This window comes from Saccharospirillum alexandrii (genome assembly GCF_043641555.1).
Taxonomy (GTDB): Bacteria; Pseudomonadota; Gammaproteobacteria; order Pseudomonadales; family Natronospirillaceae; genus Saccharospirillum; species Saccharospirillum alexandrii_A.
This window is the reverse complement of sequence record NZ_JBHZRJ010000001.1, coordinates 49,680-75,355: the sequence shown is the minus strand read 5'-3', so window position 1 is coordinate 75,355 and position 25,676 is coordinate 49,680. Positions and strand designations below refer to the sequence as shown.

Below are 25,676 nucleotides of genomic sequence, written 5' to 3'. Positions count from 1 at the left end.
AGTCTACCGGGGGCGTTGGCAACGGTGGTTCCAACCACTCCGCCCAGATTCCCTTTTTTCTAACCCCGGTTTATACCATCTATTTACACAACTGACCAGCCATCACCCCAAAAAGGGGCGATGGCTGATTGCCCTACTCGACGGTGACTGACTTGGCGAGGTTACGGGGCTGGTCGACATCGGTACCCTTGATGATGGCAACGTAATAGCTTAACAGCTGCAGCGGCACGGTATACAGAACCGGCGCCAGTATGTCGTCGATCGGTTCCAGTTCGATCAGCTTAAGCCCTTCACCCGCGGTAAAATGCGCGCCCTTGTCAGCGAACACGTAGAGCTGGCCGCCCCGGGCGCGCACTTCTTCCATATTGCTGTGCAGTTTTTCCAGCAGGTCGTTATTCGGCGCCACCACGATCACCGGCATGTCGCTGTCGATCAGCGCCAGCGGGCCATGCTTCAATTCGCCAGCGGCGTAGGCTTCGGCATGAATGTAGCTGATCTCTTTCAGCTTCAGCGCACCTTCCATCGCAATCGGGTATTGGGTGCTGCGGCCCAGAAACAGCGCATGGTGTTTGTCGGCAAAGTCTTCGGCGAGGTCTTCAATGGTTTCCGCCAGGGTCAGCGCCTGCTTCATTTGGGCGGGCAAGCCGCGCAAGCCCTGAACGATTCGGCCAATCACAGCCTGGTCGACGCCCCGGTGCTTGGCAACACTCAGCACCAGCAACATCAAGCCAATCAACTGAACGGTGAAGGCTTTGGTGGAGGCGACGCCAATTTCAGCACCGGCCCGCATCATGTACGCCAGGTCTGATTCGCGCACCAGCGATGAACCCGGCACATTGCAGATGGCCAGCGTAGAGGTGTAACCCAGGTCTTTCGCCAACCGCAACGCCGCCAGAGTGTCGGCGGTTTCGCCTGACTGGGATATGGTGACAAACAGGGCGTTCTTCGCGACAACCGATTTGCGATACCGAAACTCAGAGGCGATCTCAACCTGGCAGGGTACCCCGGCGACTTCTTCAAACCAGTAACGCGCCACCAGGCCAGCGTGATAGGACGTACCACAAGCGACGATCTGAACGTTTTCAACGCCGGCGAGTATGTCGTTGGACCCCGCGCCAAAGGCTTCGGTCACCACATCGGTATCGGTTATGCGGCCTTCCAGAGTGTTGTTGATGGCGTCGGGTTGTTCGTGAATTTCTTTCAGCATGAAATGCTTGAACGGGCCCTTGTCGCCGGCATCGTGCGTGATGTCGCTGGTTTGGCTGGCGCGTTCGACCACCTGGTCGTCTGCATCCACAATGTGCACGCTGCGCCGGGTAATTTCGGCAACGTCACCCTCTTCCAGGAAAATAAACTGCTGCGTTACCGGCAGCAAGGCTAGCTGGTCGGACGCAATGAAGTTTTCACCAATGCCCAGGCCAATCACCAACGGAGAGCCGGAACGCGCGACGATCAGCCGGGACGGATCGCGCCGGTCCATCACCACCGTGCCATAGGCACCGACCAGTTGTTTGCGCGCGCGCTGCACGGCCTGCAACAGGGAGTCGGCAGTGCGCAGTTCTTTTTCGATCAAATGGGCGATGACTTCGGTATCGGTTTCCGAGGTAAAGGCAAACCCATCCTGCTCCAGTTCACGACGCAAGCGGGCGTGGTTTTCGATAATGCCGTTGTGCACCACGGCCACGTTGTCACCCGACACATGCGGATGAGCGTTGCGCTCGTTTGGCTGGCCGTGCGTCGCCCAGCGGGTGTGGGCGATGCCGGTACCGCCGGAAAGCGGCGACTCGTCCAGTGCCGCAGCCAGTTCACTGACCTTACCGACACGACGCACCCGATGCATCTGTTCGTCGTTAATGATCGCCACGCCTGCCGAGTCATAGCCCCGGTATTCGAGACGACGCAAGCCTTCGACCAGAATTTCTGCCACGTCCCGCTGTGCTACTGCGCCTACAATGCCACACATAGTTTTGCTCCTTGTGATTCGCCGCCCTTTTCTTTTGGGCCGTCATGAATCGGTTGTGAGTGCCCGGCCAGCGCTTAAGCCGCCCGGGCTGAATTCAAATTTAGTCGGTCTCTTACTTCGTACCAGCCCAACGAGCGTTGCCGTTACTGCTTGGCCGGGCGCGTCCAGCCTTTTACCGTCACCTGGCGCGCCCGGCCAACCGTCAGCTGGTCGGCCGGTGCGGTTTTGGTCAGTACCGACCCGGCACCGACAAAGGCACCGGCCTCGATGGTAACCGGCGCGACCAGCGTGCTGTTAGAGCCAACAAAAGCACCGGCGCCAATGTCGGTTACGAACTTGTTTACGCCGTCGTAATTGCAGGTAATGGTGCCAGCGCCAATGTTGGCTCCTTCGCCAATCACCGCATCGCCGATGTAACTGAGGTGGTTCACCTTGCTGCCAGCGCCGAGACGCGCTTTTTTGGTTTCGACAAAATTACCAATTTTGGCACCCTCATCCAGCTCGGTTCCCGGGCGAAGACGGGCAAAAGGGCCTACCGTGGCGCCAGCGCCCAGTTGGGCGCCATCGATCAGAGTATTGGCCTCAACCACAACGTCGTCACCAAGCCGGGCATTGCGAATCACGCAGTTCGGCCCGATGCGCACACCGGTGCCCAGTTCGACCTCACCTTCAAACACCACGTTAACGTCGATCAGGCAATCCTGGCCGACCCGCACGGTGCCGCGAATGTCTACCCGTGCCGGGTCCATCAGGGTTGCGCCTTCAGCCATCAGGGAATTGGCCGCCCGCTGCTGATACCAGCGCTCCAGCACCGCCAGTTGCTGCCGATTATTCACCCCCAGCGTTTCTTCCACGTCGAGTGGCTGCACCGCCTGAACCGCAACCCCTTCGCTCACGGCCATGCTGATCAGATCAGTCAGGTAATACTCGCCCTGGGCATTGTCGTTTTGCAACCGGGGCAGCCAGGCGTGAAGCATCCAGGCGGGCAACGCCATAATGCCGCTGTTGACTTCGGTAATGGCCAGTTGCTCGGTAGAAGCGTCTTTATGTTCGACGATGGAAGCCACCCGTCCGTTCGCATCGCGCACGATACGACCGTAACCTGCCGGGTCTTCCAACTGCACGGTCAGCAGGCCCATGGTGTGTTCGGTTACTTGTTCAATAAGGGTTTTGAGTGTCTCGGCGCGGGTTAGCGGTACATCGCCATACAACACCAGCACAGCGCCGGTCTCCGGGACACCCGGCATTGCCTGGGCTACCGCATGGCCGGTTCCGAGTTGCTCTGCCTGTAGCCAGAACCGGGCAGCGGTGTCACTGAACGTTTGCCGAACCTGGTCGGCGCCATGGCCTACCACCAGGTGAATGTCACTGCTGAATTGACATGCAGTCTCATAGACGTGGCGAGCCATGGGCACGCCGGCCACCCGGTGCAGCACCTTGGGCAGGCGGGATTTCATCCTTGAGCCCTGACCCGCCGCTAAAATAACTACGCTGACATCCATTTCTTTCTCCTGTTACCCAATCATTAACGATTCGCTGCATTCTAGCGCCAAGTCTTCAGGTCGCAAGTGAGCAATTGTCAGGATTTTCCTGACAGGCCACTAAGCCCGAAACCAAGCTGCACGCCAGCCAGGTACCGACACCCGCACTGCGCCACCTATTTCCCACGAAATGCGTCCCAAAGCAGATTTTATAGCCGCCGAATGGCAATGCGACGCCGTCAGTTTTTCGTCGGGCGGTATTAGTTCCCCGAACAACGTGAACTGGTTCCGCAAACATCATCGATCACGTCAAATTACTCACGGAAAAACCTCGAAAACGCGCCATTTTTGTAACCGATGTCGGCATTTTTGTCAGCGTTATGCAGCTTATGAACTCCGTCACAGGCGGGGCCATCAAGTCTCCGTATAGTGCACTCACTTCAACTTACTCACCGCACTCATCCAGAGGTTTCTCCTACATGACGGCACGACTACTGATTATCTGCACCACTTTGCTGGCGCTGTATGGTTGCCAGATTGAACCCGCCGACTTTGGCTCCCCCGATACCACCGCCAACAATGGAAGCTCAAACAGCGGCAATGCCGGTTCAGGTGACGGTGACGATTCAGTCGCCCGCGCCCTGACACTGTACTGGTCGGCTCCGGTAGAGCGCCTTAACGGCGAGCCGATGGATTTTACCGACATCGGGGGTTACGAAATTCGCTACCGCGCCATGAACTCAGGCGACTACACCAATATCGTGATCGACAACCCGGCGGTCGAGCAATACTCATTCGATGCACTGACCAACGTGAATGATCTGGTGTTCGAAGTGGCCGTTTTTGATGCCAACGGTATTTACAGCGAGTTCGTCGTTGCCCAGGGCAGCTAACCGGTTCTGCTGTCGGGGAATGACCCGATTTAAAAGGCATTAATTAATCACAGGACCAGGGATCTGGTCACCTACATCGAGCCAGCCTCCCCCCGCCTTTCCCCCTATCTTTTCAGTTCCTTACCCTTTCTATCGCGGCCAGCCTAATACCTGCACAACCAGGAACAGGTGTGTCGATATTCTTAACATACCACTGTTTACCCGAGGCGATTTATTCGGAGACTGTGCAATGGCAGGGGTATTTACAATGCCCGGCCTGTGCCCGCTGTAAAATGAGATTGTTCCCATACAATAGGGCCTGGCGACAACCAACCAGTCAATTGAGGCATCGGCAACGAGTAGCCAACGACTCTGCCTCCCTAACCCATTAAAGACCACTACTTAAGCCTGGCACGAAAATCGCTATGAGTCTGTCATCACGTCGCTGCGAGGCGACCACGACCGGGCGTAGTCATCTATTTGGTCTCAATTCGCTACGCCGTAAGAGCACTGAAGTGTCTTCAGTCGGTCTTGTCTCAGGGAATGAATATGCGTAAATCAACGATCTCACTTGCGGTTGTCATATCCTCTCTGGTTGCGGCTTCCAGCGCTCAGGCTGCCATCATCTATTCCAACGTCAGCTACGGCTCGGTGCAAGCGACCCAGGCCGAAGCTGACTACCTCAGCAGCCTGGCCAGTTACCAGCAGGAAACCTTTGATAACCTGGGCACGATATCCGCCATAGGGGCTACGTCTCTCGGTGCGGTGCAAACCGGCAACCAGCAAAGCAGCTGGGTGATGGCGTCTGAACAGTTCAGCACGGCGGTTGGTACCTTCACCATGGTGAAATCGGACGGCGCCGCCAACCGCACCGATGTTCGCCCCGATTTGCTGATGATCGAAAACAGCAGCACCGGTGAATTCGGACGCTCCCCGTCACACGCGACCAACTGGCTCGACAGCAACGATGCCGACATCGTCAGCTGGGATATCTCGGGTGTCGGCTTTTTTGACAGCCTCGGTTTCTACCTGTCAGACGTCAACGACCAGGGTGCGTCGCTCAAACTGGTGTTCGATGACGGTACCGAACACACAACACAGTTGAACAGTTCGCTCAGCAATGGCAATCTGATGTACGTTTCATTGATGGCCGATGTCGCGATCAGCAGCGCTTCCTTGCTGTTCGACAACGGACCCAACAAGAACGATGGCTGGGGTATCGATACCATCACCGTCGGCTCGCTTCCGGTACCGGAGCCAGCCACGCTGGCATTATTGAGCCTTGGCCTGATTGGTGTCGGAGCAGCGCGTCGTCGACTGCGTCACCAATAATAGTGTTTGGCGGTTTGGTCTGAACAAGATCAGCGCTTAAACAGATCCGGGAATTAATCCTGTTCAGAGCTGACGCATGCCATGTGGCGCGTCAGCCCTCCACCGGAAGCAGTAATGGCAGTAATCGACCCAGTGAAACAAGTTGTACTGAGCCGACGGCCTGGTGTATTCCACCTGGGCCTTCTCGCGTTGGTGTTTTCGATCGCCGGCTGCATGTCGCCCCAGGGTTTCAGCCAGGGCGACGTCATGCTGTACTGGGAAACCCCGCAGGAACGCACCAACGGTGACCCGCTTCCGCCAGAAGAACTCGGTGGCTATGAGATTCGGTACCGTCAGGCCAACGATAACCGGTTTACCGTCGTGCTGATTCGCGACAACGGCACCGACCAGTATTTGCTGAAGAGCATCAGAAACCCCGAGTCGGCCATTATTGAAGTCGCCGCATTCGACCACGAAGGCATCTACAGCAACTGGGTTCGGGCACGCTGAAAAGCGTCTTTGCTCCCCCACGCCAACCTGCATCTCTCCCATCGCATAGCAAAACCTAATAGGTTGTTGAAAAAGGCCTCCTGCCTTTTCCAAAACACGAGAAGCAAAAATTGCGATTTTTACTTCTCTCACAAAATCAATGACTTAACAGTCATCGATTTTGCCGGAACATCCATGTTCCGGTAGCAGTCCGCCGAGATTCTGCGAACTTCGACAGCCTGCTAAATTGTAAAGTTTTTCGTCTACCTGCCTGACCCTGACCCGACTTAGCGCTATACTGTTGCCTTATTCAAGGATGAACGGTGTTCTGCCAAGAACCGCTCAGGGAATGCAATAACGGACTATGAACTACCTCTCGGTTACCTATACGGTCATCAGCACGGCCACTCTCATGACGGCCTGCCTGCTCATGGCTATGGCCTATCGGTCTCGCACCCAGCGCTGGCAATGGTCGCTGTCGCTTGGCGTCGCGGCACAGCTTGTCTGGCTGATCGCCATGCTGGGCAGTTATTCGCTCTCCAGCAACGTCACCACCTGGTTGTTATCCGCTGAAGTGCTGCGTTTCGCAGGCTGGTTTGCTGCCATGAGCTGGCTGCTGCAACGGCACGCCCAATGGTCACAATGGCCACGTGCCACACTTGGGCTTGCTCTGGTATTTATTGCGCTGGTGTTAACGGCGTTGCTGGTGATCTGGCAGTTCAGCGGCGCCACCTGGCTGACGGCCTCGCTGTATATCGCCATGGCCATTTCGATCCTGATCATGACCGAACAAACGGTACGCAACGTGCGGCCGCACCGGCTGATCAAACTGCTTGCCGTTTGTCTTTCCCTTTCCCTGGCCGCCGATGTGTTGGTGTATGGCCAGCAACTGTTTTCCGGCAGCATCACCACCCTGGCCTGGCAAACGCGTACCGCCGCCGCCTGGTTACTGGCGGTGGTCTTGCTGATCGGCACCCTGCTGTTTCGGGACTACCAGAACCACCGGCCGCAATTGCAGCTGTCGCGCCCGGTGTTTTTCTATTCCGCCTCTGTTGTGTTTACGCTGGGGTTCATGGCACTGGCAGCCATTGGCGGGTCTTACGTAAAAATACTGGGTGGGTTCTGGAGTGGTTATATCTACACCCTCTTCACCCTGATCGTACTCTTGCTGGCCGCGGCGCTGTTCATTTCCAAAGAGCTGAGACAACGCTTCGAGGTGATGGCCAGCAAACACTTTTTTAACCAGAAGTACGATTACCGGTTAGAGTGGCTAACCCTCATCCGCCGGCTATCAGAACTCGACCCCTCGCACCGGCATTACCACCAACAGCTGCTGTCGGTGGTCTGCACGGCGGTAAAGTCGAACGCCGGTGCCTTATGGATCAACACAGGCCCTTCGCTGTCTTTCAAAGCCTCGACCATGCGGCAGGAATCACTGCCACGGGAACTCTCACTGGGCGAGCCTTTTGTTCGCACCATGGTCAAACACGCCTGGATCTTCGTACCCCACACCGATAACCCCAGCCTGGCCATGTACAACGACACCTTGCCAGACTGGGTGCAGGAAGATTCACGCATCTGGATCATGGCTCCGCTGCTTAACCAGATGAAGATGACCGGCTTTGTAATTCTGGAGCAACCCATCGCCGCCCCCAACATCACCTTTGAAGACCTGGATTTGCTGACCAACGTCTGCACCCAGATCGCCAGTCACATCCGTTTGCACGAGCAGGAAAAACTGATCAGTGAAGGCCAGCAGATGGAAACCTACCACCGGCTGTCAGCATTCATCATGCACGATGTGAACAACGTAGTGGCCCAGCTCGATTTACTGCACCGCAACGCCGAACGCCACAAAGCCAACCCGGCCTTCATTGACGATATGATCAAGACCGTCGCCAGCTCAGTACGCCGCATGCAAGGTTTGATGTCGAAGTTCAACCCGACCGGAAAAGAAGACCGGCGCCAATTGCAGGTCCATGAATTGCTGCGCGAGCTGGTCAGTGAATGCAGCGACCGCGACCCGAAACCCGAATTACTGACTGAAGAGGACTTTTCCATCGATGCCGACCGGCAGAAATTCATGCTGGCGATCAAAAACCTGATTCGCAACGCCCAGGATGCCACCCTACCGGATGGCCGCATTACGCTCTCGGTCGGGTTATCGCCAAGCGGTGCCCCCATGCTCAGCATAAAAGACACCGGCACCGGCATGCCGCTGGAGTTTATTCAGGACCACCTGTTCAAACCTTTCAGCACCACCAAAACCGATACCGGAGTAGGCATTGGTGCCTACCTGACCAAAACCTACCTTGAACATATTGGTGCCCACGTGCGTGTTAACAGTGAGCCGTTTCAGGGTACCGAATTTGCCATTGTGTTCAGTAACAATGGCCAGTAAACCAGGAGGAGAGCCCATGGAAGCGCTCGATCGAACCATACTGATTGTAGAAGACGATGAAGGCTTGCAAAGCCAGTTAAAATGGCACTTCGACGACTTCGAGTCGACGCTGATTACCGCAAAAGACCGAACCGAAGCCCTGAATGCCGTGCGCATGTACAACCCCAGCATCGTTATTCAGGACTTGGGTTTGCCGCCGGATGACGAAGGCGTCAGTGAAGGTTTTGCCTGCATACGCGACATCCTTACCATTGCGCCAGACAGCAAAATTATTGTGATGACCGGAAAAAACGATCACAAGAACGCGCTCGATTCCATCGCCGCCGGTGCGTTCGACTTCTATTTGAAACCGGTCGACCCAGAACGTCTTAGCCTGGTGGTAGATCAGGCCTTTCGCATTGCCCGTCTGGAACATGAAAACCGTACTCAGCAAGCCTTCTTCGAGCCCATTGCCGGCCTGGTAACGGCCGATGCAACCATGAAGCGCGTCTGCCGCATGGCGGAAAAAATTGCCCAGTCTCCCGTTACCTCAACCCTGCTCGGCGAAAGTGGCACAGGAAAGGAAGTACTGGCCCGTGCCATTCACACCATGAGCGACCGCAAAGATCGCCCTTTTGTTGCCATCAATTGCGCGGCGGTGCCAGAAAACCTGATCGAAAGTGAATTGTTTGGCTACGAAAAAGGCGCCTTTACCGGTGCGGGAAAAACCACCGAGGGCCGTATTGAACAGGCCAACAGCGGCACCCTGTTCCTTGATGAAATTGGCGACATGCCATTGCCACTGCAAGCCAAACTGTTGCGCTTCCTGCAGGAGCGGGTGATTGAACGGGTCGGTGGACGCAAGGCCATCAACATTGATGCCCGGGTGATCTGCGCAACCAACAAAGACCTTAAAACCATGGTAACCAACGGCGAGTTCCGGGAAGACCTGTATTATCGGATATGCGAAATCGTTGTAGAGATTCCGCCCTTGCGCAGCCGCGGAACCGACGCGCGCTTGCTGGCCAATTTCTTCCTGCAAAAATACAGTCGTTCAATGAAGCAGCGCAGCCTGCGCTTTTCCGACGATGCCCTAGCCGGCATTGACGCCTACGAATGGCCCGGCAACATTCGCGAAGTTGAAAACAAAGTCAAACGTGCGGTTGTACTGGCCGACAACCACATTCTGAATGCCGAAGACCTCGATCTGAAAAGCGAGGGGGACGGAGTGCTGAACCTGAACCTGCGTAAAATTCGTCAGTCAGCTGAAGTGGAAGCCATTGAACAGGCGTTGGCACTGAGTGAATACAATGTCTCCATGGCCGCTAAAATGCTGGGCATTACCCGCCCGACGCTCTACGACCTGATCCGGAAATATTCTCTGAGCACCGACAAAAAAACAGAGGAAGATTCGCTGTGAATACCGCGACACCGATTTACACCAGCGCATCCATCTGCCACAAAAACAAGGACAGCAACCCCATGAACAGGATTTCCCAGACCGACAACCCGGTAGCACCCACGGCCATACATCGGCCCCTCTGGTGGATTGCCGGTTTCACCGTTGCCCTGCTGATAGCCGGTTGCAACGACACCCCTGGTTACGAAGCCAGCAGCACCCATGTGGAGCGCAGCCAATCCTATGAAGAACAGGGCCAATACCGTGCGGCGATGATTGAACAACGCAACGCCATTCAGGCCAACCCCGGCGACCTTGAACAGACCCATCGCTATGCCCGCTTACTGCTGACCATTGGCAGCCCGAGCAGTGCCCAGACACTGCTGGAATCGGTCAGCGACAGACACACCGATGAATCCCGGCAGTTGCTGGCACAAGCCTATTTGAAGCAGGGCAAGTTTGTTTCCGCAGATACCGTGTTGTCCGATGTGGAAGCCCCCGATGACAACCCGGCAACCCAGGGCCGGCTACTGGCGCTTGTCGACTTCCAGAGTGGCCGCACCCAAACGGCCGTACAACGCCTGACCCAACTGCATGCAGACTACCCGGACGACACCGCAATAACGCTCGACTTGATCACCACACTGACCGATACCGGCCGCTACCAGCAAGCCAATGCTCTGATCGATCAGTTGCCTGAAGCCCAGAAAGGCCTGCCCGAGGTTAATTATCGGGCGGCACGGGTGGATTATCAGAATAACCAACTGACTCAAGCCGAGGCGCACCTCACACAGGCGCTGATCGACCTGCCCTCCACCGACATGATGCTTCAGGAACGGATACAGGTGCTGGAACTGCTGTCGTCGGTGCTGACAGAGCTGGGCCGCCCGGTAGAAGCGACGGCCTACAACAACATCGTGCGTGAGGCGAACCCCGAAGCCTATTCCGCCCAGCAGCAATACCGGGAGGCCATCACCGCCGCCAGCCGGGGCGATGTGCTGAGCGCCAAAAACGCCTTTCAGGATATTCTGAACCAGTTCCCGGCCAACCGGAACGCCGGCATGATGCTGGGCTTGCTGACCCTGCAGGACGGCGAAGTGACCGACGGCGAACAACTGCTTTCGGAGCACCTCGACCCAGAAACTGCACCGGCAACCTTTGTGCAAGCTGCGGCGCTGGCGCAGGTTGAGCTCGGCCGCAGCCAGGAAGCACTGGATGTACTCAGCACTGCGTTACTGGCCCGCCCCGACGATGCAGATCTGCTGGCGTTATACGGTGCCCTGCTGTTGCGCGATGGCCGCAGCCAACTGGGTATTCAAACACTGAGCAAAGCGCTGGAACTGGAGCCAGACCGTACCCGCCTGATGCTGATGCTGGCGCAATACTACGCTGACCGCGATCAGCCCCAGCTCGCCCTGGGCCACCTGCGCAAGGCCTACTCCATTAACGCCGCCGACTGGCTGACCACACAGTTCTATGTGACCACCCTGGTGGCTGAAGATGAAATGGAAGAAGCCCAGCGCATAGCCGGTGAACTCACCGAAGCATTTCCGGAAGAGCCGAATCCTTACTGGATCAGCAGCATGCTCGACTATCGCGCGGGCAACGCCAGCCGGGCCCTGGTGCAAATGACCTCACTGCTGGAAGACCACCCCGAATTCACCGAAGCCTACCCGGCCACCGCACAACTGATGCGCCAGCAAGGCCAGACGCTGGCCGCAACCGACTTGCTGATGCGCGGCTATCAGGCCATACCCGAACGGCCCGACTTACTGGAAGCCGCGCTGCAATGGCGTACTGATGCCACGTCAGCTACCGATACTCTGGCCTGGCTGAGGGAACAAGCCGCCGCCAGCCCACAAGACGTTGCACTGGAACTGAACTCGGTTGCCATGAACCGATTGCTGACGCTGGCCGAATGGGACCAGGCAGGTGAACTGGCGAGCCAGTATCAGGATTCAGAACAGCCACGAGCGCGTGCCATGACCGGCCAGTATTTCCGGGCACGGGCGCAACAAGCCGCCAGCCAGGGTAACTGGGCCGATGCCAACCGGTGGATCGAACAAGCTGAGCAGCGCCAGCCAAACGACTTGCCAACGCAGTTTCTTGCCGCCCAAATCGACAACAGCCAGGGCGATAGTGAAGACGCCCTGGCCCGGCTCGACACCTTGCTGGCAAGCCGGCCAGATAATCTCGACATAGTGGCGCAGAAAGCCCGATTAATGGCCGCTAACAACAACCGCGCCGACGCGCTCGATTTTGTTCGCCCCTACTGGACCCGTTCACCCAGCCGTGAGCTGGCTGCCATCTACACGGCACTGATCAGTGACCGGGAACCGGAGCGACTGGTCATTACGCTGGAGCAATGGCACCAGGTCGACCCCGATGCAGCCGCCCCCTGGTTCATGAAAGGAAATTATTATTTGAATCAGCAGGCCAATGCCGAGGCCATCAGCGCTTATCGCGAAACCGTTCAGCGAGATTCAAGCCACGTTGCCGCATTGAACAACCTGGCCTGGCTGCTGCGCGAGGACAGCCCAACTGAAGCACTAGACCTCGCTGCCCGGGCTGCAGACATTGCCCCGGAAAACCCTGGCATTCTGGATACCTATGGCTGGTTACTGCACCTGAACGGGGAACACCAGCAAGCGGTTACTGTACTGACGCGGGCGCGTCAGTTGGCACCGAACAATGCCGACATTGAACAACACCTGAAGGAAGCTGAGGCAGGTAACGCCGCGCCGGCCTGAAGTCGGCCAGCGCTGTCCGGGCTGGTCAGTCCAAAGCCCGGGAGAGCGTGTTTATGATGCGCTCGATAACTGGCTGGTTGATACCCACATGAACCGGCAAAGTAATCAGCCTGTCGGCAAATTGCCGGGCATTGGGAACCCGTGATCTGTCGAAGCGCCCTTCCAAACCGGCGATGTCTGGCAACGCATGCCGGTACATGGCCGTAGCGCCTAGCCCTGCCTGGGTCAGCGAAGCCAGTGCGGCATCCCGCTGTTCACGGTTCGCCAGTAACACCGGGTAACGCAACAAACGCCCCCGGTTAGCGGTGTGCCTGCCCTGGGTTGTCAGCCCTGGCACCTGAACCGCACTGATGGCCATGAAAGCTTCATCGAAACAGGTTTCCCGCCAGGTATCGAACTGCTGGTAACGCTCAACGTTCGCCGCAAGAACGCCCTTCGGTTGCGGATCCATTGCCATCAACCTCTCCAGAGCGTGATAACGCGTCTGCCCCAACGACAAACCCGGCAGCCGCGTCACCAGACCGTACAAAGCCGGGTGCAATAAAGCGTTATAAAGACGGGCCTTTATCGGCCAGCGTTTGTCGGTAACGGGCGCTAATACGTCCATCGGCACAGGCTGAGCGCGGGCAGCAACCAGGCCACCACCCAGTAGCCCGATGGCTTTGCCACGGCCAAACGAAAAGGTGAGGTAATCGGCCTCGGTTGTTGCGGGCCGATCCGGCTCAGGAAACCACTGAGCATTGTCTTCAATAATGGCGATTGACGAGGCTTCGGGCAGCAGCGCCCGAATGGCGCTCACGTTGGCCGCCAGCCCCAAAAAGTTGACCGCCAGTATTGCCAGGGTGTTTTCATTGACCGCGGCCAACAGGGCGGCAGCATCGTATTCACTGGTGCCTTCGGCCAGGTCAACCAACCGGGGGCTGTAACCCGCGTAATCAGCGGCGGCTACCAGATCGGGGCAGCCATAAGCTGGTATCAATACTTCCGGCCGCGCAACCTCGGGGTACCGCAACCGGTGCTGACACAAACACCACGCCAGTGCCGCGGTTCCCGATTGCAACCAGACCAGATGATGAGCGGGAAACAGGCTGGCAACGTCAACACCAGACGACCGCAACACAACCGGATTACCGGCGGGCGGATACACGGCCCAGCTCATCGGGCCGATGGCTTCCAGGTGGTCATGCGCGTGCCTTTGAAGTATTGAATGGCGGAATCGGCCAGGGCCAGGTTCACCTGAACAAAGAAGTACACCAGCCGCACAGCGCCGTTCTCGCGTCCACCACGACCCCAATGCCCCCAGGCTGCGATGCCATAGAACACCGCCTGCGCCACCAGAGCCAGGGTGTATATCCAGCCATCATTCGCCAGCACTAGGGTGACAATGAGTAACGCCAGCAAAAACCAGGGCACGCCCCAGCGCATCAGCTTGTGGCTGAACACCTGGAATGAAAACAAACCAAACTGAACAGGGTTCAATACATCCAGATGGCGTGCCAGTCCGGTCATGCCCCGCAATACGGTGCGCACTTTGCGGGCGTACTCACGGGAGGCATCTTTCAAATCTTCATAGTAGCCCAATACATTGGGCGCGGTGACCGAGCGCAGCCCCAGACGGGCGCAATTCAGGGCGGTGTTGAAATCACTCGGCGAATGGATATCCCATTGTTCGCACACCTCTGCCCGGGCGGCAAAGAACGAGCCGCTCAGGCCTACCAGGCCACCCAACTGGCTCTCCTGCTGGCGCAACCACATTTCATACTTAACGTAGGCACCTTCACCGGCCACCTTGCCATCTTTACTGATGAAGCGGTCTTCACTGGAGACGGCACCCACTCGGGCATCGGCGAAATACAGGCTCAGGTTCTGCAAGGCTTCCGGGTCCATTTTGGTGGCGACGTCTGAAAACACCAGCACCTCTCCTTTCGCAGCCTGAATGGCCGCAAGCTGGGCGTTTTCCTTACCCAGACGCTGCTCGGCCCGCACCAGGCGTATCCCCTGTTCAGCATAGGTTTTAACGAGTTCATCGGTACCATCATCGCTGCAGTCGGACGCGACAATGAGCTCCAGCCGATCAGCCGGGTAATCGAGCGTTAAAACATTCTGGATTTTCTGCTCGATGCGGTGTTTTTCATTGTAAACGGTGACGATAAGGCTCAGAAAAGGGGGTTTACCGGTGTGACTGCCGGGTGGTGCTATGGCTTCAGGGCGGGTAATGGCGCGCAGCGCGATCAGCGCCAGCGGGTAAAGAAAATAGCTGTAAACGGCGCAGACCGCCAGAATCCAGAACAGGGCAGGTAACATGGTCAACTCCTTGGACCAGGGTGGTAACGATTAGCCATAAAGACCGGGAAAGGCGCTTTAAACACAGCCTTCCCTGATGCATAATGCAACACAGTATAACCAACACGGATGTTGAGTACATGTCGATTTCCCGATCCACAGAAAAGATCCGGGTCCTGCATATTGTTTCAGGAGACCTTTGGGCGGGCGCCGAAGCCCAAGCCTATGCCCTGATCAAACAACTCAATAAAGACTGCACCGTCGCCGCCGTTCTGATGAACGAAGGCGAACTCGCCTCCCGCCTGCGCGCCATCGACATTCCGGTTACCGTATTAGACGAAACACGCTGCTCTGCCTGGCAACTGTTCCAGGGCATTCGCCGGGCCATAAAGGCATTCAAACCCACCGTTATTCACACCCACCGCCAAAAAGAGAACATTCTCGGCAGCCTGGCCAACCTGACCACCCTGCGGGCCAGGTGCGTGCGCACCGTTCACGGTGCCAGCGAATTCAATGGTGGGCTGAAAACAGGCATTCAACGCTGGCTAGATCACGCCTGCGGCCGCTGGTTGCAACACAGCGTCATCGTCGTTTCCCGGGAGCTGATGGAGAAACTAAAAGGCCAATATGGCGCGCAACACCTCTATTGCGTACCCAACGGCGTCGACCTCGAAGAGCTGACCGAAAAGGCCAACGCCGGCACCGACCTGGTGTTTGAACCCGGCTGCACCCACATCGCCATCATTGGCCGCCTGGTGCCAGTAAAACGAGTCGACCTGTTCCTGGAAGCCGCCAGGCTTGTCCTGGATCAATCAAACCAATACCGCTTTCATATTGTTGGAAATGGCCCATTAGAAGCCACACTTAAAGCCCAGGCTGACACACTGAACCTGGCCGAACCTCAGGTTAAATTCCATGGCCACCGAAACGACATTCCCGCGATTATTCAGGCATGCGATGCCGTCGTGCTGTGTTCAGACCATGAAGGTATGCCGATGGTTGCTCTGGAGACACTGGCGCTTTCGAAACCGTTGATTTCAACCGATACCGTTCGGCTCTTCCAGAATGGCATAGACCCGGGCTTCGATCCTGCCCCCCAATCGCCAGATGGGCTATCGACCGCGTTATTAAGCTTGCAGCGCAATCCAACGACTTCAAACAACACTACTGCGTCACGGTTTAGCCTTACGAGCACTATATGCGCACAAAAAACACTGGGTATTTACAGCTATGAATAACACACCCACGCTCAGCGTTATTCTCTGCACCTACAACAACGCCGACTCTCTCGCCATTACGCTTGGTCAACTCGTTCAATGTAAAGTCGAGAGGTGGAGCGATGTCGAGATTCTCGTGATCGACAACAACTCGCCAGACAACACAGAAGAGGTTGTACGCAAGTCATCCGAGTCGACAGAAGCACCGCTGCAATATCATTTCGAACAGAAGCAGGGGCTTTCCAACGCCAGAAACCTGGGTGTGGTAAAAGCCCGAGGTCAGTACCTGCTCTTCACAGACGACGACGCAGATATACCCGCTAACTGGCTCTCGTGCTATCTGGAGAAAATTGAATCGACCCAGTCAGACTGTCTGTTCAGCAAAATAGAAGTGAACTGGGACAGAACGCCTCCCTGGTGGTTTGACCAACGATACAATCCCTATTTTGTACAACTGAACTATGGCGAGTCGCCACTGGAGATTACCGATATACACCACGAATTCTTTGGTAAGAATTTTTGCTGCAAGAAATCTGTTCTTGTTGCGATGGGTGGGTTTGATGAAAAGCTGGGGCGCAATGGCACGTCACTCGCTGCTGGTGAAGAAACCATTATTTACAGGCGTCTCGTAGCCATGAGCGCTAAAGTGATTTACTTCCCTGATGCGACGGTTGGCCATAGGCTAAAGCCCGTTGAATACACAGCTCGAAATATCGAGAAAAAATTTGTAGATGGTGCCAGTTCTTCTCTGAGAATTGCACAATGTTTTTCTAGAAACCGATTTCTTGGTCGACCTACATACCCGTTAAAAATGGCTCTTAGAAACACGGTAAAATCAATATTTCTTATACCGGTTACGATACTACCGATGAACAGTCATGCCAAACGGGAAGCGTTCTTTCAAACACTACAATTGAAGCGCGCCTTAAGGATGATCTGGTTGTGGGTAATTACACCATGAAAAAGCCTTGTATTCTAATCATGCTGCATTGCGAGCAAGACACAGGCTACGCTATAGGCTCACTCGAAAGAGCTTTTGAAGCAGCAGCACTAAGGGCGGGGTATGAATCTAACCAAATACTGTGGTCATATACGCAAGTGGTTACTCCGTCAGATAAAACCTTTCAGATGGGCTACTACACCAGTGAAGATGCAGAGATGCTAGCGAGTATTCACAAAGTTCATACTATAGACACCATACTGGCATTTGACATGCCATACCCAACCCCCGTTGGAAGACAGGCACACATCCTTGGTATTAAGAACATTGTCTCTTACTGGGGTGCCAGTATGAGCTCAATCAATACCGGCGTTAAATGGTTGGCCAAGAAAGCCGAATGGATTTTCAGAAAAGCCTCAGCTCCAACTCGATTCATTTTCGAATCAGAAGCAATGCGGCTAACAGCTACCAAAGGCCGGGGCGTTCCTAACGGTCGAACCTGTGTAATATCACTGGGTGTCGACACGGACCTCTATAAGCCTTGCGAAGGCTCTAAGTATGCACACTCCCAATTCAACATCCCTGAACACCGAAGAATAATCTTCTTCTCAGGGCATATGGAAGAAAGAAAAGGGGTGCGGGTACTGGTAGAAACCATGAATAGCCTTGATAGGATCGGTAAGATTGAGCCGTTTCACCTTCTGATTTGTGGAAACAAAGGCAATGAAAGCCTTCCTTATGAACAACTGGCTTCCAACCCGAAGACGCGTAGCCACATAACCTTTGCCGGCTATAGAAACGACATACCTCAGCTGATGCAATCGTCTTTCCTGGGTGCCATTGCCTCAACTGGATGGGATTCTTTCACAATGTCCAGTGTTGAGATGCTATCTTCTGGCCTTCCCATCATTGTATCGGAACTGCAAGGATTAAAAGAGACGATAGAACCAGGCATTTGTGGTGAATACATCGAACCTGGCAAAGCGAGCCAGCTCGCACAGCATATTCTAAACTACAACAACGACCCAGACCGCTACACCACCCATTGCATTGAGGCTCGTCGAAGAGCCACAAACTTATTCTCGAAAGAGACACAAATAGAGCGGATTGCCCACGAACTCATTTCCGGCCGATCACGCAACCAACATACTGAAACGGGTGCCCCATCTAAAAGTTATGCCCCCGAAGGACCGCAATAATGTTTTATAAAGCGCTGTTTAGGCTTATTGGCCATGAAAACCGGGTAAAACTGATACTTCTACAGTTCCTTTTCCTGATTACTGCTCTTTTTCAAGTCGCTGGCATTGCATCGATTGCTCCTTTTATAACAATGGTGAGCAACCCGGAGTCGATTCAAACGAGTACCATACTGGCCTTCTTGTACGCAGCCTACCCTTTCGAATCCACGACGCACTTTATGATCACCTATGCGGTGGGAGTTGTCTTACTTTTGCTTGTAGGCAATGGAATTTCGTCATACAGCTTATGGAAACTCTTCCAGGTATCGATGAAACTAGGGGCTCATGTGCAGCGGACTGTGTACAACAGTTATCTTGAAAACGATTACACCTTCTTCGCCATGAATAACAGCAGCCGGTTGATTTCCCAAATAACCCAGGAAATACCCCGTATGGTCTATATGGTTGTTCAACCTTTACTTACGCTTGTTTCACAGCTCTTCATAGCCACATTGATCATTTTAGGGTTACTAATAATAGACATTGAGATTGCGCTTATTGCAACATCTCTCGTAGTAGTTGTTTACTTTCTAATTTTCAAGATCATTCGGGCAAAAGTAGTAGACTATGGTCGACTGATCACAAAATTGAACAGAAGCAAACTGAAGTACCTCGACGAAAGTATCGCCGGTGTTAAAGAGGTTAAGCTAAAAGGCAATGAAGACTACTATAAAGCAGAGGTAGATGCGGTAACTCGACGTGGCCTATCAGCCTCCGCATATATAGCACTTGCCGGAGATTTGCCAAAGTTCGTAGTAGAAACCGTGGTTTTCTCATCGATTCTTGGTTTGTCAATTTACATTCTTCTAACTTCAGGTACAGCTGGCGAGGCCTTAAGTATTATTAGTTTGTATGCAATGGCAGGCTATAAACTCCTGCCTGCAGCTCAGGCAATTTACAAAGCTTACTCCCAGATGAAAGCTAATGGATCAGTGGTATTGGACATAGATGAAGAAATTGAAAAGAGTAAACGACATATCAGCTTACTCAAGAATCTAGGGAATAGCGCTGCACCAAGCGGCGATGTCAGTTTCAATGATATTACCTTCCATTACCCCGGGGCGAACGAACCTGCCTTGCGCCAATGCAGCTTCACAATTAAAACAAATGAAATCACAGCATTTGTTGGTTCTTCCGGTGCAGGAAAAAGCACAGCAGTAGACATATTACTCGGACTGATGTTGCCTGAAGAAGGGGCTGTACTGGTTGGAGGAACGCCGCTGGATCAAAGCAACATAAAAGCGTGGAGGAAGAAAATTGGTTATGTTGCTCAAGACATATTCATCCTGGATGCTTCCTTTAGAGAGAATATCGCTTTTGGTATTCCTGACAATGAAGTGGACTTCAGCAGATTGGAGCAAGCTGCCAAGATGGCTAATATCTATGATTTCATCTGCCAGTGCGAAGGGCAGTTTGATTTCAGGTTAGGTGAACGAGGCGCTCGCTTGAGCGGTGGACAAAAGCAACGCGTTGGTATTGCCCGCGCACTCTATAAAGACCCCGCAATTCTGGTTTTTGATGAAGCTACCAGTGCGCTCGATAACGTGACTGAACGATTGATCATGAATGATATTTTAGATCTAGCTAAAACACGAACAATTGTAATGATTGCACATCGTCTTTCTACAGTCGAAAAAGCCAATAATATCCTTGTATTTAAGGATGGCTGTGTAAAAGCAACAGGGTCCTATAATCAGTTGGTTTCAAAATCTGAAGACTTTCAGCTGCTACTCACAGCCGGAAAACCAAAGATCGATAGCACACAAAAAGCAATATAGTTAGCTATTGAATATGTACTACAGGCAAAAACAAAGTGGTTTTAGCCTCACCACTTTTGCCATACAACAATAGAGATTCAAAAATGGCAAACTACAATTACAAGAGTGTTTTAAAAGGTGCACTGGCTACACTGGGTGTAGAAGTTAAGAGAATCGAACATAACGAGGTGATTCCGAAATATTTTGATGATCCAGTTGAAGCACTCTTATATAACCAGGGAGGGAAAAAGGCTGCTTTCTCATGCCCTATTGGAAAATGCACTCACTATACTGCTCTTGGATTCAGAAACAACGACTGGCACCCATTTGTAGAAACTCTAAAACAGTATCGTTCCGATAAATACCTAACATACTCAAGATCAAAATTAAAAGAATTTTATACAAAATGGCAACCAAAGAATGCATCAGATGCATTAACAGGTTTTAAATTTCCACCAAAGGAATTCAGTAAATTACCGCCTCATTATATGTTTTTGTCACCATGGTCATCGCTTTCGCATGCCGAAGTAGATTTAGATATTCGTTGGTGGAATCAGAAAGACAACACCGAGCACGGTAGAACTGATCTAAGATACCCAGACCACGGCTGGGCGTTCTTTGGACCCGTTCATCCTGATAAAGGGATACTTGAATTTGATAGGTCAATAAGCCTGTATAACAGCCTAATTCAACACGGCTATGATAAGTCTCAAGGGTTCGTAGGTGTCACAATTCTGAAGAGGGGGAAAGAATTGGTTTACCTTGTAGGTGGAGGCGGCTACCACCGAGCTGCTGCACTTTCCTCACTTGGTTATAAACACGTCCCCTCTACATTTCATCGTAATTCTATAGTTGACATAGATGATGCATGCAATTGGCCACAGGTGCGAAGTGGGTTGTGGACCGTCAAGCAAGCTCGCTTATATGTAGATCATCTATTTGACTTCAATAGCAACCAGTGGGCAATTGATATGAGCTTGTGTTAATCCTGGCTTGAAGAGAAAGTCTTAATTATGATCATAATTTTACAATTTTAAGTTAAAGCGCAGATCCTTCTGCTTTAAATATCTAGCTTCAATCTATCTGTTTAATTACGTTACCAAAAGACGGTTTCATCAATTCAAAACCTACATCTTCCGCAGAAACTCCAATCATAAAGTCATCCACATGCATGTAGGTGGTCTCATCAAAGCCTGAGTTAGCCCAGCCTAAAATGTACCCTTGGTCCCAACCATTCATACCATCTACTTCAGTATAGTTAGTTGCATCTGTAACATTATAAATTAACTCCCCATCCTTCCATACTTGCAACTTACCATTACCTGGGCCATCAATGTCATTTTGTTCAATATGTAAATCTGATACTTTCGCATGAATAACCCAGTCTATCCATCGCCCTCTATCCGAAGAGAGGATACCCATGCTCATTTCATCCATAGAAGGGCTATCATCACTTAGATCGTACGGATTGAAAAAATTGAAGGCAACACCACTATTTGGCTTCCACGTGCCATAAAGAGCAGACCCACCGGGGTTACTTGCACTTTCACCACTAGAGTTAATATCCCGTGGTCTCGTGAAATGCAAACTTGTATGTGAAATGCCTGAATAGTCATCGCTCCATAACATAATCAGACCCTTGTTATTGTCGGGCCCATCACCATTACGATGGAAGTAGTTCTCTGGAACCCACAATTTATACCGTATCCATAACTCACTATAGATACGATCGAGCTCAAATCTCTTTTCGGCCCAGGCATCTTCATTCAGGTCAGTGTCACCCATAAACCGAAATCTTAGCGATTCATTTCCGCTATATGCCTTATCGCTGGATATATCAGTATATGCTTCACTTCCCCATTTAAAAAAATTCGAGCTTCCCAACCCACCTTCAAAGTCTTCCACATAGGATTCAGCAATAGCACCACTCGAAATGATCACGCCTATTGCAAATACAAATCCGCTTGCTCTAGTTTTCATTAAATCTAACCTCTTAAGCACGTCACTGGTTGCCTAGTATAGATTTTAAAAAACCAACATCATGTGATGCTGCGCTCAACAAGAACAAATGTATACAAATTCGGTATTCAAAGGCTGCTAATTGAGCCTTAAACCCCAGTATACTTACATTCCCTTACGAAACACTCTAAATATAGCAGTAAAAGAAAGGAATCGCGCTGTAAAATAGGCATTAAAGACCACCGTTCGAATAAATACCCCTTTGTATCCGTCAAATACCCCAAATTTCCTTATAGCAACAAAGAGCAGCAAGCTCTGGATACCGACTAGAATGAACAAACTCATCAGAGGAGCAATAGCCATGATAGACAGTGCTGATGTAACTGAAAGAGTATAGACACAAGCCAATATCAGGACCTTTGAGTTCCAAATAGCCCCTACAGACTGCCAATCTCCAACTCCGTGCCAAAGCTCTCGTTTAAAGAACTCAACTAAAGTCTCAGGATAGCCATTGTGATAGACTACCAGCTTCTCGTTCTCAAGGACCTTGCCACCCTTCAGCTTCACTCGATTGCAGAAATCATAATCTTCGCCAGTGGTTAACCCCTCATTAAAACCACCAAGTCTTTCAAAAAGTGTCTTATAGAGTATCATATGTCCAGTCCCTACATGGGAGCTACTATTAACCTCAATGGCCTTATACCAATACTTGAACAGGATCTTGTCTGAGTTTGGGACACTGCAGTGTGACCCTAAAATATCTGTTTCTTTGAGAGATCTCAAAGCGTAGCCTAATTCGGATTCCCATGCCTTTGTTACTTCTACATCTGCATCAAGGAAAACCAGAATATCCCCATTGCAATGCGTTACGCCTTCGTTTCTAACACCAGCAACTGTATTGGACTTACTTTCTATGAGCTTAACATTATAGCTAGTCGCAATTTCAATGCTTCTATCAGTTGAACCATTATCAACAATAACTATTTCATAAGAATATGCACTGGGTATATATTTGATAAGTGCAGACAATGTAGCAGGGAGTTCACGCTCTTCGTTGAAACAGGGTATAACAATGGAAAGCTTCATGCGATGTTACCCACAAACTTAACAACTCTCATTTTTCCTGATGCTTCTCGTGGAATAGAATCTACAATACATATTTCCACATTCATATTGGTAGACAAAGAGCTTTTTATATCTTGAGTAAGTTCACTTCTACCTTTCTCTGACCAATTTGAAGTAGGAACAAGATTGACTGTTAATGCATTTCCTGCAGACTGAACTACTTGGAAGTGTTTAAAGTAACTATATTTTTGCTGGAGTGCTTCGAATATATAAATAACAGACTCAGGATGAATGCGTCTTCCTTCGGGGGTTCGAATTATGTCGTATGCTCGACCTCCAATACTAGTCAACACCGGCAAACCAACACCGCAAGAACATTCTGAATAGCCTATCTGAGCAAAATCACCAATCCTGTAGCGAATTAACGGCATTACCGTATTATGAAGATCAGTAACTATCAATTCTCCTTCCTCAGATTGCTCTAAATATACGTTTTCAGCCATAACATGCATTGAGCCAAACTCGCATTCGTGTGCAATAGAACCTACTTCCCCACATCCGTACTCATTGTATACTCTACACTTAAACGCTCTTTCAATAATCTCACGATCTTTTTGAGTTAGAACCTCAGAGGTAGTGATAACGCATTTAATCGACCACGTGTCATTCCTCTTTTCAGCATTCTCTAGTACAAAGTGCGCAAGCTCTCTAATTGCGGACACATAACCATACAGGTAGTCCGGGCTGTACTTTTTTATATTCTGGTATATTCTATCTAGCGAACCTGAATCCAAGTCAAACGCTGAAAACCGCATTCTATTTGCTACGAAATCAATCAAGCTTGCCTTAAGTCTATTCTTTCTATTATGGGGCACACCCCAAAATCGCGCTTGCTTAGTACCAATTGTAACACCAGCCCATTCGTATGCCCTCCAGGTTGCAGCGCGCTCCCTTGCCAAACCAATGGAATTTTTTAAGACTGTAACTGGTTCACCAGTTGACCCACCAGTTGTTTTCTCTGAATAGCGCCCGGCATTAGTAGTTTTCATTCTAGACTTATTTTCAATTAGGTCCTTCTTCTCGAGAATTGGAACTTCTTGAGAATACGAACGAAAGAAATCATCCCCCTTCTTATTAAGCAAACCTTCTAAATCATATCTTCCTTGATAGAAACTAGCAGTCCTAGCAATTTTTAAAAGCTTCTTTAGCTCACTTTCATGAAACTGGGCTATCTCTTCACTCCTCCAGTACTGAGAGGCTCTATAGCTCTTTAGGTAATATCCAACATTCTCCCCGTTCAGCAATGTCGTCGGATAGTAAAATAAATACTTAGATAGTGCGCTGTTCATACTTTTCAACCTTGAGCTTCGATTCCTTTGTAATTGCTTGCATGCCCAACTTAAATGCTACTGCAACCCAGAGAAATGGATAATATGCAACGGATACAAATTGACCCGCGATGAAGAAACCAATGATACCTATCGACAAACCCTTATCTATATTCCAGAGAATCTTGTCGTCAGGATGCACTCTCATACGAATTGCGCTCAATACTATTGCTAGATAAAACAATATTGCAGGTATACCTGCATCGGTACCTACCTGAATCAAAATATTATGAGGCAACTCTGCAATTCGCTCTCCCCGCTGATTAACAAACAGAACATCATTTGGGTATACATCTGAAAAATATGGAATGAAATTGTAATAACCGACGCCGGTAAATGGGTGTTCAGTGATCATTTCCAAACCTCTTGTCCAGTATAGTAATCGCTGTTCAGAGGTTCTATCGCTCCCCATGCCTTGAAATCTATTCTTTTGCTCGTCTGGCAACAACTGCCAGGTAGCAATACATACAAGCGAGAACACTACCAGGTATTTAATTTTGAATATTCTAGTTCCAACCAGTAAAAACATTATAAAAGCTAACGCAAGCTGAGACCCTCTACTACTTGCACCCAACACTGTGAGCACTGGAGTTACAATAGCCAAACCTAAAATAAAGAACTCTATTTTATTCAATGGCTTGGCTCTTGCCTGATACAGATAGTAAGCAAGAGAGAAGGCAACTAACATTTGTATTGCAAGTTCGCCGGAGTTTTCGAAAAATCCTGGTGGACCTTTAATTCCCCAGTTTGTAAAGGCAAACCCTCTTCCAGCCCATATTAGAGCAGTACCAAATGAAAGTTTGAGAGAACAAATAAAAAGTACAAGACTGAAAATATACATTCGCTCTCGAGTTACTACAATTCGGCTTATAGCAAAAATAACAATAAACCATTGCATGGCATTTATATAGTAGAAATCTGACCACCATGAATTGTAGGCAAATAGAATAGAAATATTCAGCTGGATAAAGAAAGCACAAAGCCAAAAATGAAGTAGCGACCAGGAGGTCTTACTTTTCTTATCAACAAATGACAGAGCGACACTTCCTAATAGAAACAGTTTAGCCCAGGGTAAAAAGTCTATTGCGGGGTATATTGATTGAGGCCTGAAATACTCAACAAATAGGTATCCACAAACACACCAAAACGCAGGATGTTCGCTCCAGAAGTAGCGCCACATTGGC

General features: G+C 51.5%; 19 protein-coding genes. 11 read left to right on the top strand and 8 right to left on the bottom strand.

All coding sequences use genetic code 11. The features are described 5' to 3' along the window. Positions 1–133 precede the first annotated feature (133 nt). Together glmS and glmU are read right to left on the bottom strand one after the other, a co-directional pair. A complete protein-coding gene (glmS, locus tag ACHUE7_RS00295) occupies positions 134–1,963 on the bottom strand; it encodes a glutamine--fructose-6-phosphate transaminase (isomerizing) (protein WP_394168182.1) in 1,830 nt (609 codons plus the stop codon). A 143-nt stretch (positions 1,964–2,106) separates the two neighbouring features. Then, positions 2,107–3,465 (bottom strand): bifunctional UDP-N-acetylglucosamine diphosphorylase/glucosamine-1-phosphate N-acetyltransferase GlmU, encoded by a 1,359-nt coding sequence (glmU, locus tag ACHUE7_RS00290; RefSeq protein ID WP_394168181.1) that lies wholly within the window; start codon positions 3,463–3,465, stop codon positions 2,107–2,109. A gap of 458 nt (positions 3,466–3,923) precedes the next feature. On the opposite strand from glmU, the gene ACHUE7_RS00285 reads away from it, so the two are divergent. From ACHUE7_RS00285 to ACHUE7_RS00260, 6 genes are all read left to right on the top strand, one after another. Beyond that, positions 3,924–4,337 (top strand): fibronectin type III domain-containing protein, encoded by a 414-nt coding sequence (locus tag ACHUE7_RS00285; RefSeq protein WP_394168180.1) that lies wholly within the window; start codon positions 3,924–3,926, stop codon positions 4,335–4,337. A 528-nt stretch (positions 4,338–4,865) separates the two neighbouring features. Then, the gene (locus ACHUE7_RS00280) at positions 4,866–5,648 is read left to right on the top strand and encodes a PEP-CTERM sorting domain-containing protein (RefSeq protein WP_394168179.1); all 783 of its coding nucleotides are present in this window, start codon (positions 4,866–4,868) and stop codon (positions 5,646–5,648) included. Positions 5,649–5,762: 114 nt separating this feature from the next. Next, positions 5,763–6,137 (top strand): hypothetical protein, encoded by a 375-nt coding sequence (locus tag ACHUE7_RS00275; RefSeq protein ID WP_394168178.1) that lies wholly within the window; start codon positions 5,763–5,765, stop codon positions 6,135–6,137. A 343-nt stretch (positions 6,138–6,480) separates the two neighbouring features. Continuing rightward, positions 6,481–8,517, top strand: coding sequence for an XrtA/PEP-CTERM system histidine kinase PrsK (gene prsK, locus ACHUE7_RS00270; RefSeq protein WP_394168177.1), 2,037 nt, complete (start codon positions 6,481–6,483; stop codon positions 8,515–8,517). 16 nt (positions 8,518–8,533) lie between these two features. After that, entirely contained in the window at positions 8,534–9,916 is a 1,383-nt protein-coding gene (gene prsR / locus ACHUE7_RS00265; protein WP_394168176.1) for a PEP-CTERM-box response regulator transcription factor, read from the top strand. Positions 9,917–9,978: 62 nt separating this feature from the next. Continuing rightward, positions 9,979–12,645, top strand: a complete 2,667-nt coding sequence (locus tag ACHUE7_RS00260) for a tetratricopeptide repeat protein (RefSeq protein WP_394168175.1) — start codon at positions 9,979–9,981, stop codon at positions 12,643–12,645. A 25-nt stretch (positions 12,646–12,670) separates the two neighbouring features. On the opposite strand, the gene ACHUE7_RS00255 is transcribed toward ACHUE7_RS00260, so the two are convergent. Beyond that, positions 12,671–13,804: a DegT/DnrJ/EryC1/StrS family aminotransferase gene (locus tag ACHUE7_RS00255; protein ID WP_394168174.1), complete on the bottom strand. Its 1,134-nt coding sequence runs from the start codon at positions 13,802–13,804 to the stop codon at positions 12,671–12,673. Next, positions 13,801–14,949, bottom strand: coding sequence for a glycosyltransferase family 2 protein (locus tag ACHUE7_RS00250; RefSeq protein ID WP_394168173.1), 1,149 nt, complete (start codon positions 14,947–14,949; stop codon positions 13,801–13,803). The genes ACHUE7_RS00255 and ACHUE7_RS00250 overlap by 4 nt, the downstream gene beginning before the upstream one ends. Before the next feature lie 119 nt (positions 14,950–15,068). Here ACHUE7_RS00250 and ACHUE7_RS00245 point away from each other — a divergent pair, with 119 nt between their 5' ends. From ACHUE7_RS00245 to ACHUE7_RS00225, 5 genes are all read left to right on the top strand, one after another. Continuing rightward, positions 15,069–16,166: a glycosyltransferase gene (locus tag ACHUE7_RS00245; protein WP_394168172.1), complete on the top strand. Its 1,098-nt coding sequence runs from the start codon at positions 15,069–15,071 to the stop codon at positions 16,164–16,166. Continuing rightward, on the top strand, positions 16,159–17,106 hold the full coding sequence (locus tag ACHUE7_RS00240) for a glycosyltransferase family 2 protein (protein ID WP_394168171.1): 948 nt from the start codon (positions 16,159–16,161) through the stop codon (positions 17,104–17,106). The genes ACHUE7_RS00245 and ACHUE7_RS00240 overlap by 8 nt, the downstream gene beginning before the upstream one ends. Beyond that, positions 17,088–18,284: a glycosyltransferase family 4 protein gene (locus ACHUE7_RS00235; RefSeq protein ID WP_394168170.1), complete on the top strand. Its 1,197-nt coding sequence runs from the start codon at positions 17,088–17,090 to the stop codon at positions 18,282–18,284. The genes ACHUE7_RS00240 and ACHUE7_RS00235 overlap by 19 nt, the downstream gene beginning before the upstream one ends. Continuing rightward, complete coding sequence (locus ACHUE7_RS00230) at positions 18,284–20,101, top strand: ABC transporter ATP-binding protein (protein ID WP_394168169.1); 1,818 nt, start codon at positions 18,284–18,286, stop codon at positions 20,099–20,101. The genes ACHUE7_RS00235 and ACHUE7_RS00230 overlap by 1 nt, the downstream gene beginning before the upstream one ends. A gap of 83 nt (positions 20,102–20,184) precedes the next feature. Continuing rightward, entirely contained in the window at positions 20,185–21,066 is an 882-nt protein-coding gene (locus tag ACHUE7_RS00225) for a hypothetical protein (RefSeq protein ID WP_394168168.1), read from the top strand. 88 nt (positions 21,067–21,154) lie between these two features. Here the strand turns inward: ACHUE7_RS00225 and ACHUE7_RS00220 are convergent, their stop codons facing one another. The 4 genes from ACHUE7_RS00220 to ACHUE7_RS00205 all read right to left on the bottom strand — a co-directional run bounded on the left by ACHUE7_RS00220 (position 21,155) and on the right by ACHUE7_RS00205 (position 25,672). Further along, positions 21,155–22,060, bottom strand: coding sequence for a heparin lyase I family protein (locus tag ACHUE7_RS00220; protein ID WP_394168167.1), 906 nt, complete (start codon positions 22,058–22,060; stop codon positions 21,155–21,157). A gap of 144 nt (positions 22,061–22,204) precedes the next feature. After that, the gene (locus ACHUE7_RS00215) at positions 22,205–23,125 is read right to left on the bottom strand and encodes a glycosyltransferase (RefSeq protein ID WP_394168166.1); all 921 of its coding nucleotides are present in this window, start codon (positions 23,123–23,125) and stop codon (positions 22,205–22,207) included. Further along, positions 23,122–24,453 carry a phenylacetate--CoA ligase family protein gene (locus ACHUE7_RS00210; protein ID WP_394168165.1) on the bottom strand — a complete coding sequence of 444 codons (1,332 nt, stop codon included), beginning with the start codon at positions 24,451–24,453 and terminating at the stop codon, positions 23,122–23,124. The genes ACHUE7_RS00215 and ACHUE7_RS00210 overlap by 4 nt, the downstream gene beginning before the upstream one ends. Beyond that, a complete protein-coding gene (locus ACHUE7_RS00205) occupies positions 24,434–25,672 on the bottom strand; it encodes an O-antigen ligase family protein (RefSeq protein WP_394168164.1) in 1,239 nt (412 codons plus the stop codon). Before ACHUE7_RS00205 ends, ACHUE7_RS00210 begins: the two co-directional genes overlap by 20 nt. Between the last annotated feature and the right edge of the window lie 4 nt (positions 25,673–25,676).

Bases quoted from the DNA above. Each gene is read 5' to 3' on its own strand.
- ACHUE7_RS00225 (WP_394168168.1), top strand. From the start codon at position 20,185: ATGGCAAACTACAATTACAAGAGTGTTTTAAAAGGTGCACTGGCTACA.
- ACHUE7_RS00260 (WP_394168175.1), top strand. From the start codon at position 9,979: ATGAACAGGATTTCCCAGACCGACAACCCGGTAGCACCCACGGCCATA.
- ACHUE7_RS00210 (WP_394168165.1), bottom strand. From the start codon at position 24,453: ATGAACAGCGCACTATCTAAGTATTTATTTTACTATCCGACGACATTG.
- glmS (WP_394168182.1), bottom strand. From the start codon at position 1,963: ATGTGTGGCATTGTAGGCGCAGTAGCACAGCGGGACGTGGCAGAAATT.
- ACHUE7_RS00245 (WP_394168172.1), top strand. From the start codon at position 15,069: ATGTCGATTTCCCGATCCACAGAAAAGATCCGGGTCCTGCATATTGTT.
- glmU (WP_394168181.1), bottom strand. From the start codon at position 3,465: ATGGATGTCAGCGTAGTTATTTTAGCGGCGGGTCAGGGCTCAAGGATG.
- ACHUE7_RS00285 (WP_394168180.1), top strand. From the start codon at position 3,924: ATGACGGCACGACTACTGATTATCTGCACCACTTTGCTGGCGCTGTAT.
- ACHUE7_RS00240 (WP_394168171.1), top strand. From the start codon at position 16,159: ATGAATAACACACCCACGCTCAGCGTTATTCTCTGCACCTACAACAAC.
- ACHUE7_RS00230 (WP_394168169.1), top strand. From the start codon at position 18,284: ATGTTTTATAAAGCGCTGTTTAGGCTTATTGGCCATGAAAACCGGGTA.
- ACHUE7_RS00205 (WP_394168164.1), bottom strand. From the start codon at position 25,672: ATGTGGCGCTACTTCTGGAGCGAACATCCTGCGTTTTGGTGTGTTTGT.
- prsK (WP_394168177.1), top strand. From the start codon at position 6,481: ATGAACTACCTCTCGGTTACCTATACGGTCATCAGCACGGCCACTCTC.
- prsR (WP_394168176.1), top strand. From the start codon at position 8,534: ATGGAAGCGCTCGATCGAACCATACTGATTGTAGAAGACGATGAAGGC.
- ACHUE7_RS00280 (WP_394168179.1), top strand. From the start codon at position 4,866: ATGCGTAAATCAACGATCTCACTTGCGGTTGTCATATCCTCTCTGGTT.
- ACHUE7_RS00250 (WP_394168173.1), bottom strand. From the start codon at position 14,949: ATGTTACCTGCCCTGTTCTGGATTCTGGCGGTCTGCGCCGTTTACAGC.
- ACHUE7_RS00220 (WP_394168167.1), bottom strand. From the start codon at position 22,060: ATGAAAACTAGAGCAAGCGGATTTGTATTTGCAATAGGCGTGATCATT.
- ACHUE7_RS00275 (WP_394168178.1), top strand. From the start codon at position 5,763: ATGGCAGTAATCGACCCAGTGAAACAAGTTGTACTGAGCCGACGGCCT.
- ACHUE7_RS00215 (WP_394168166.1), bottom strand. From the start codon at position 23,125: ATGAAGCTTTCCATTGTTATACCCTGTTTCAACGAAGAGCGTGAACTC.
- ACHUE7_RS00255 (WP_394168174.1), bottom strand. From the start codon at position 13,804: ATGAGCTGGGCCGTGTATCCGCCCGCCGGTAATCCGGTTGTGTTGCGG.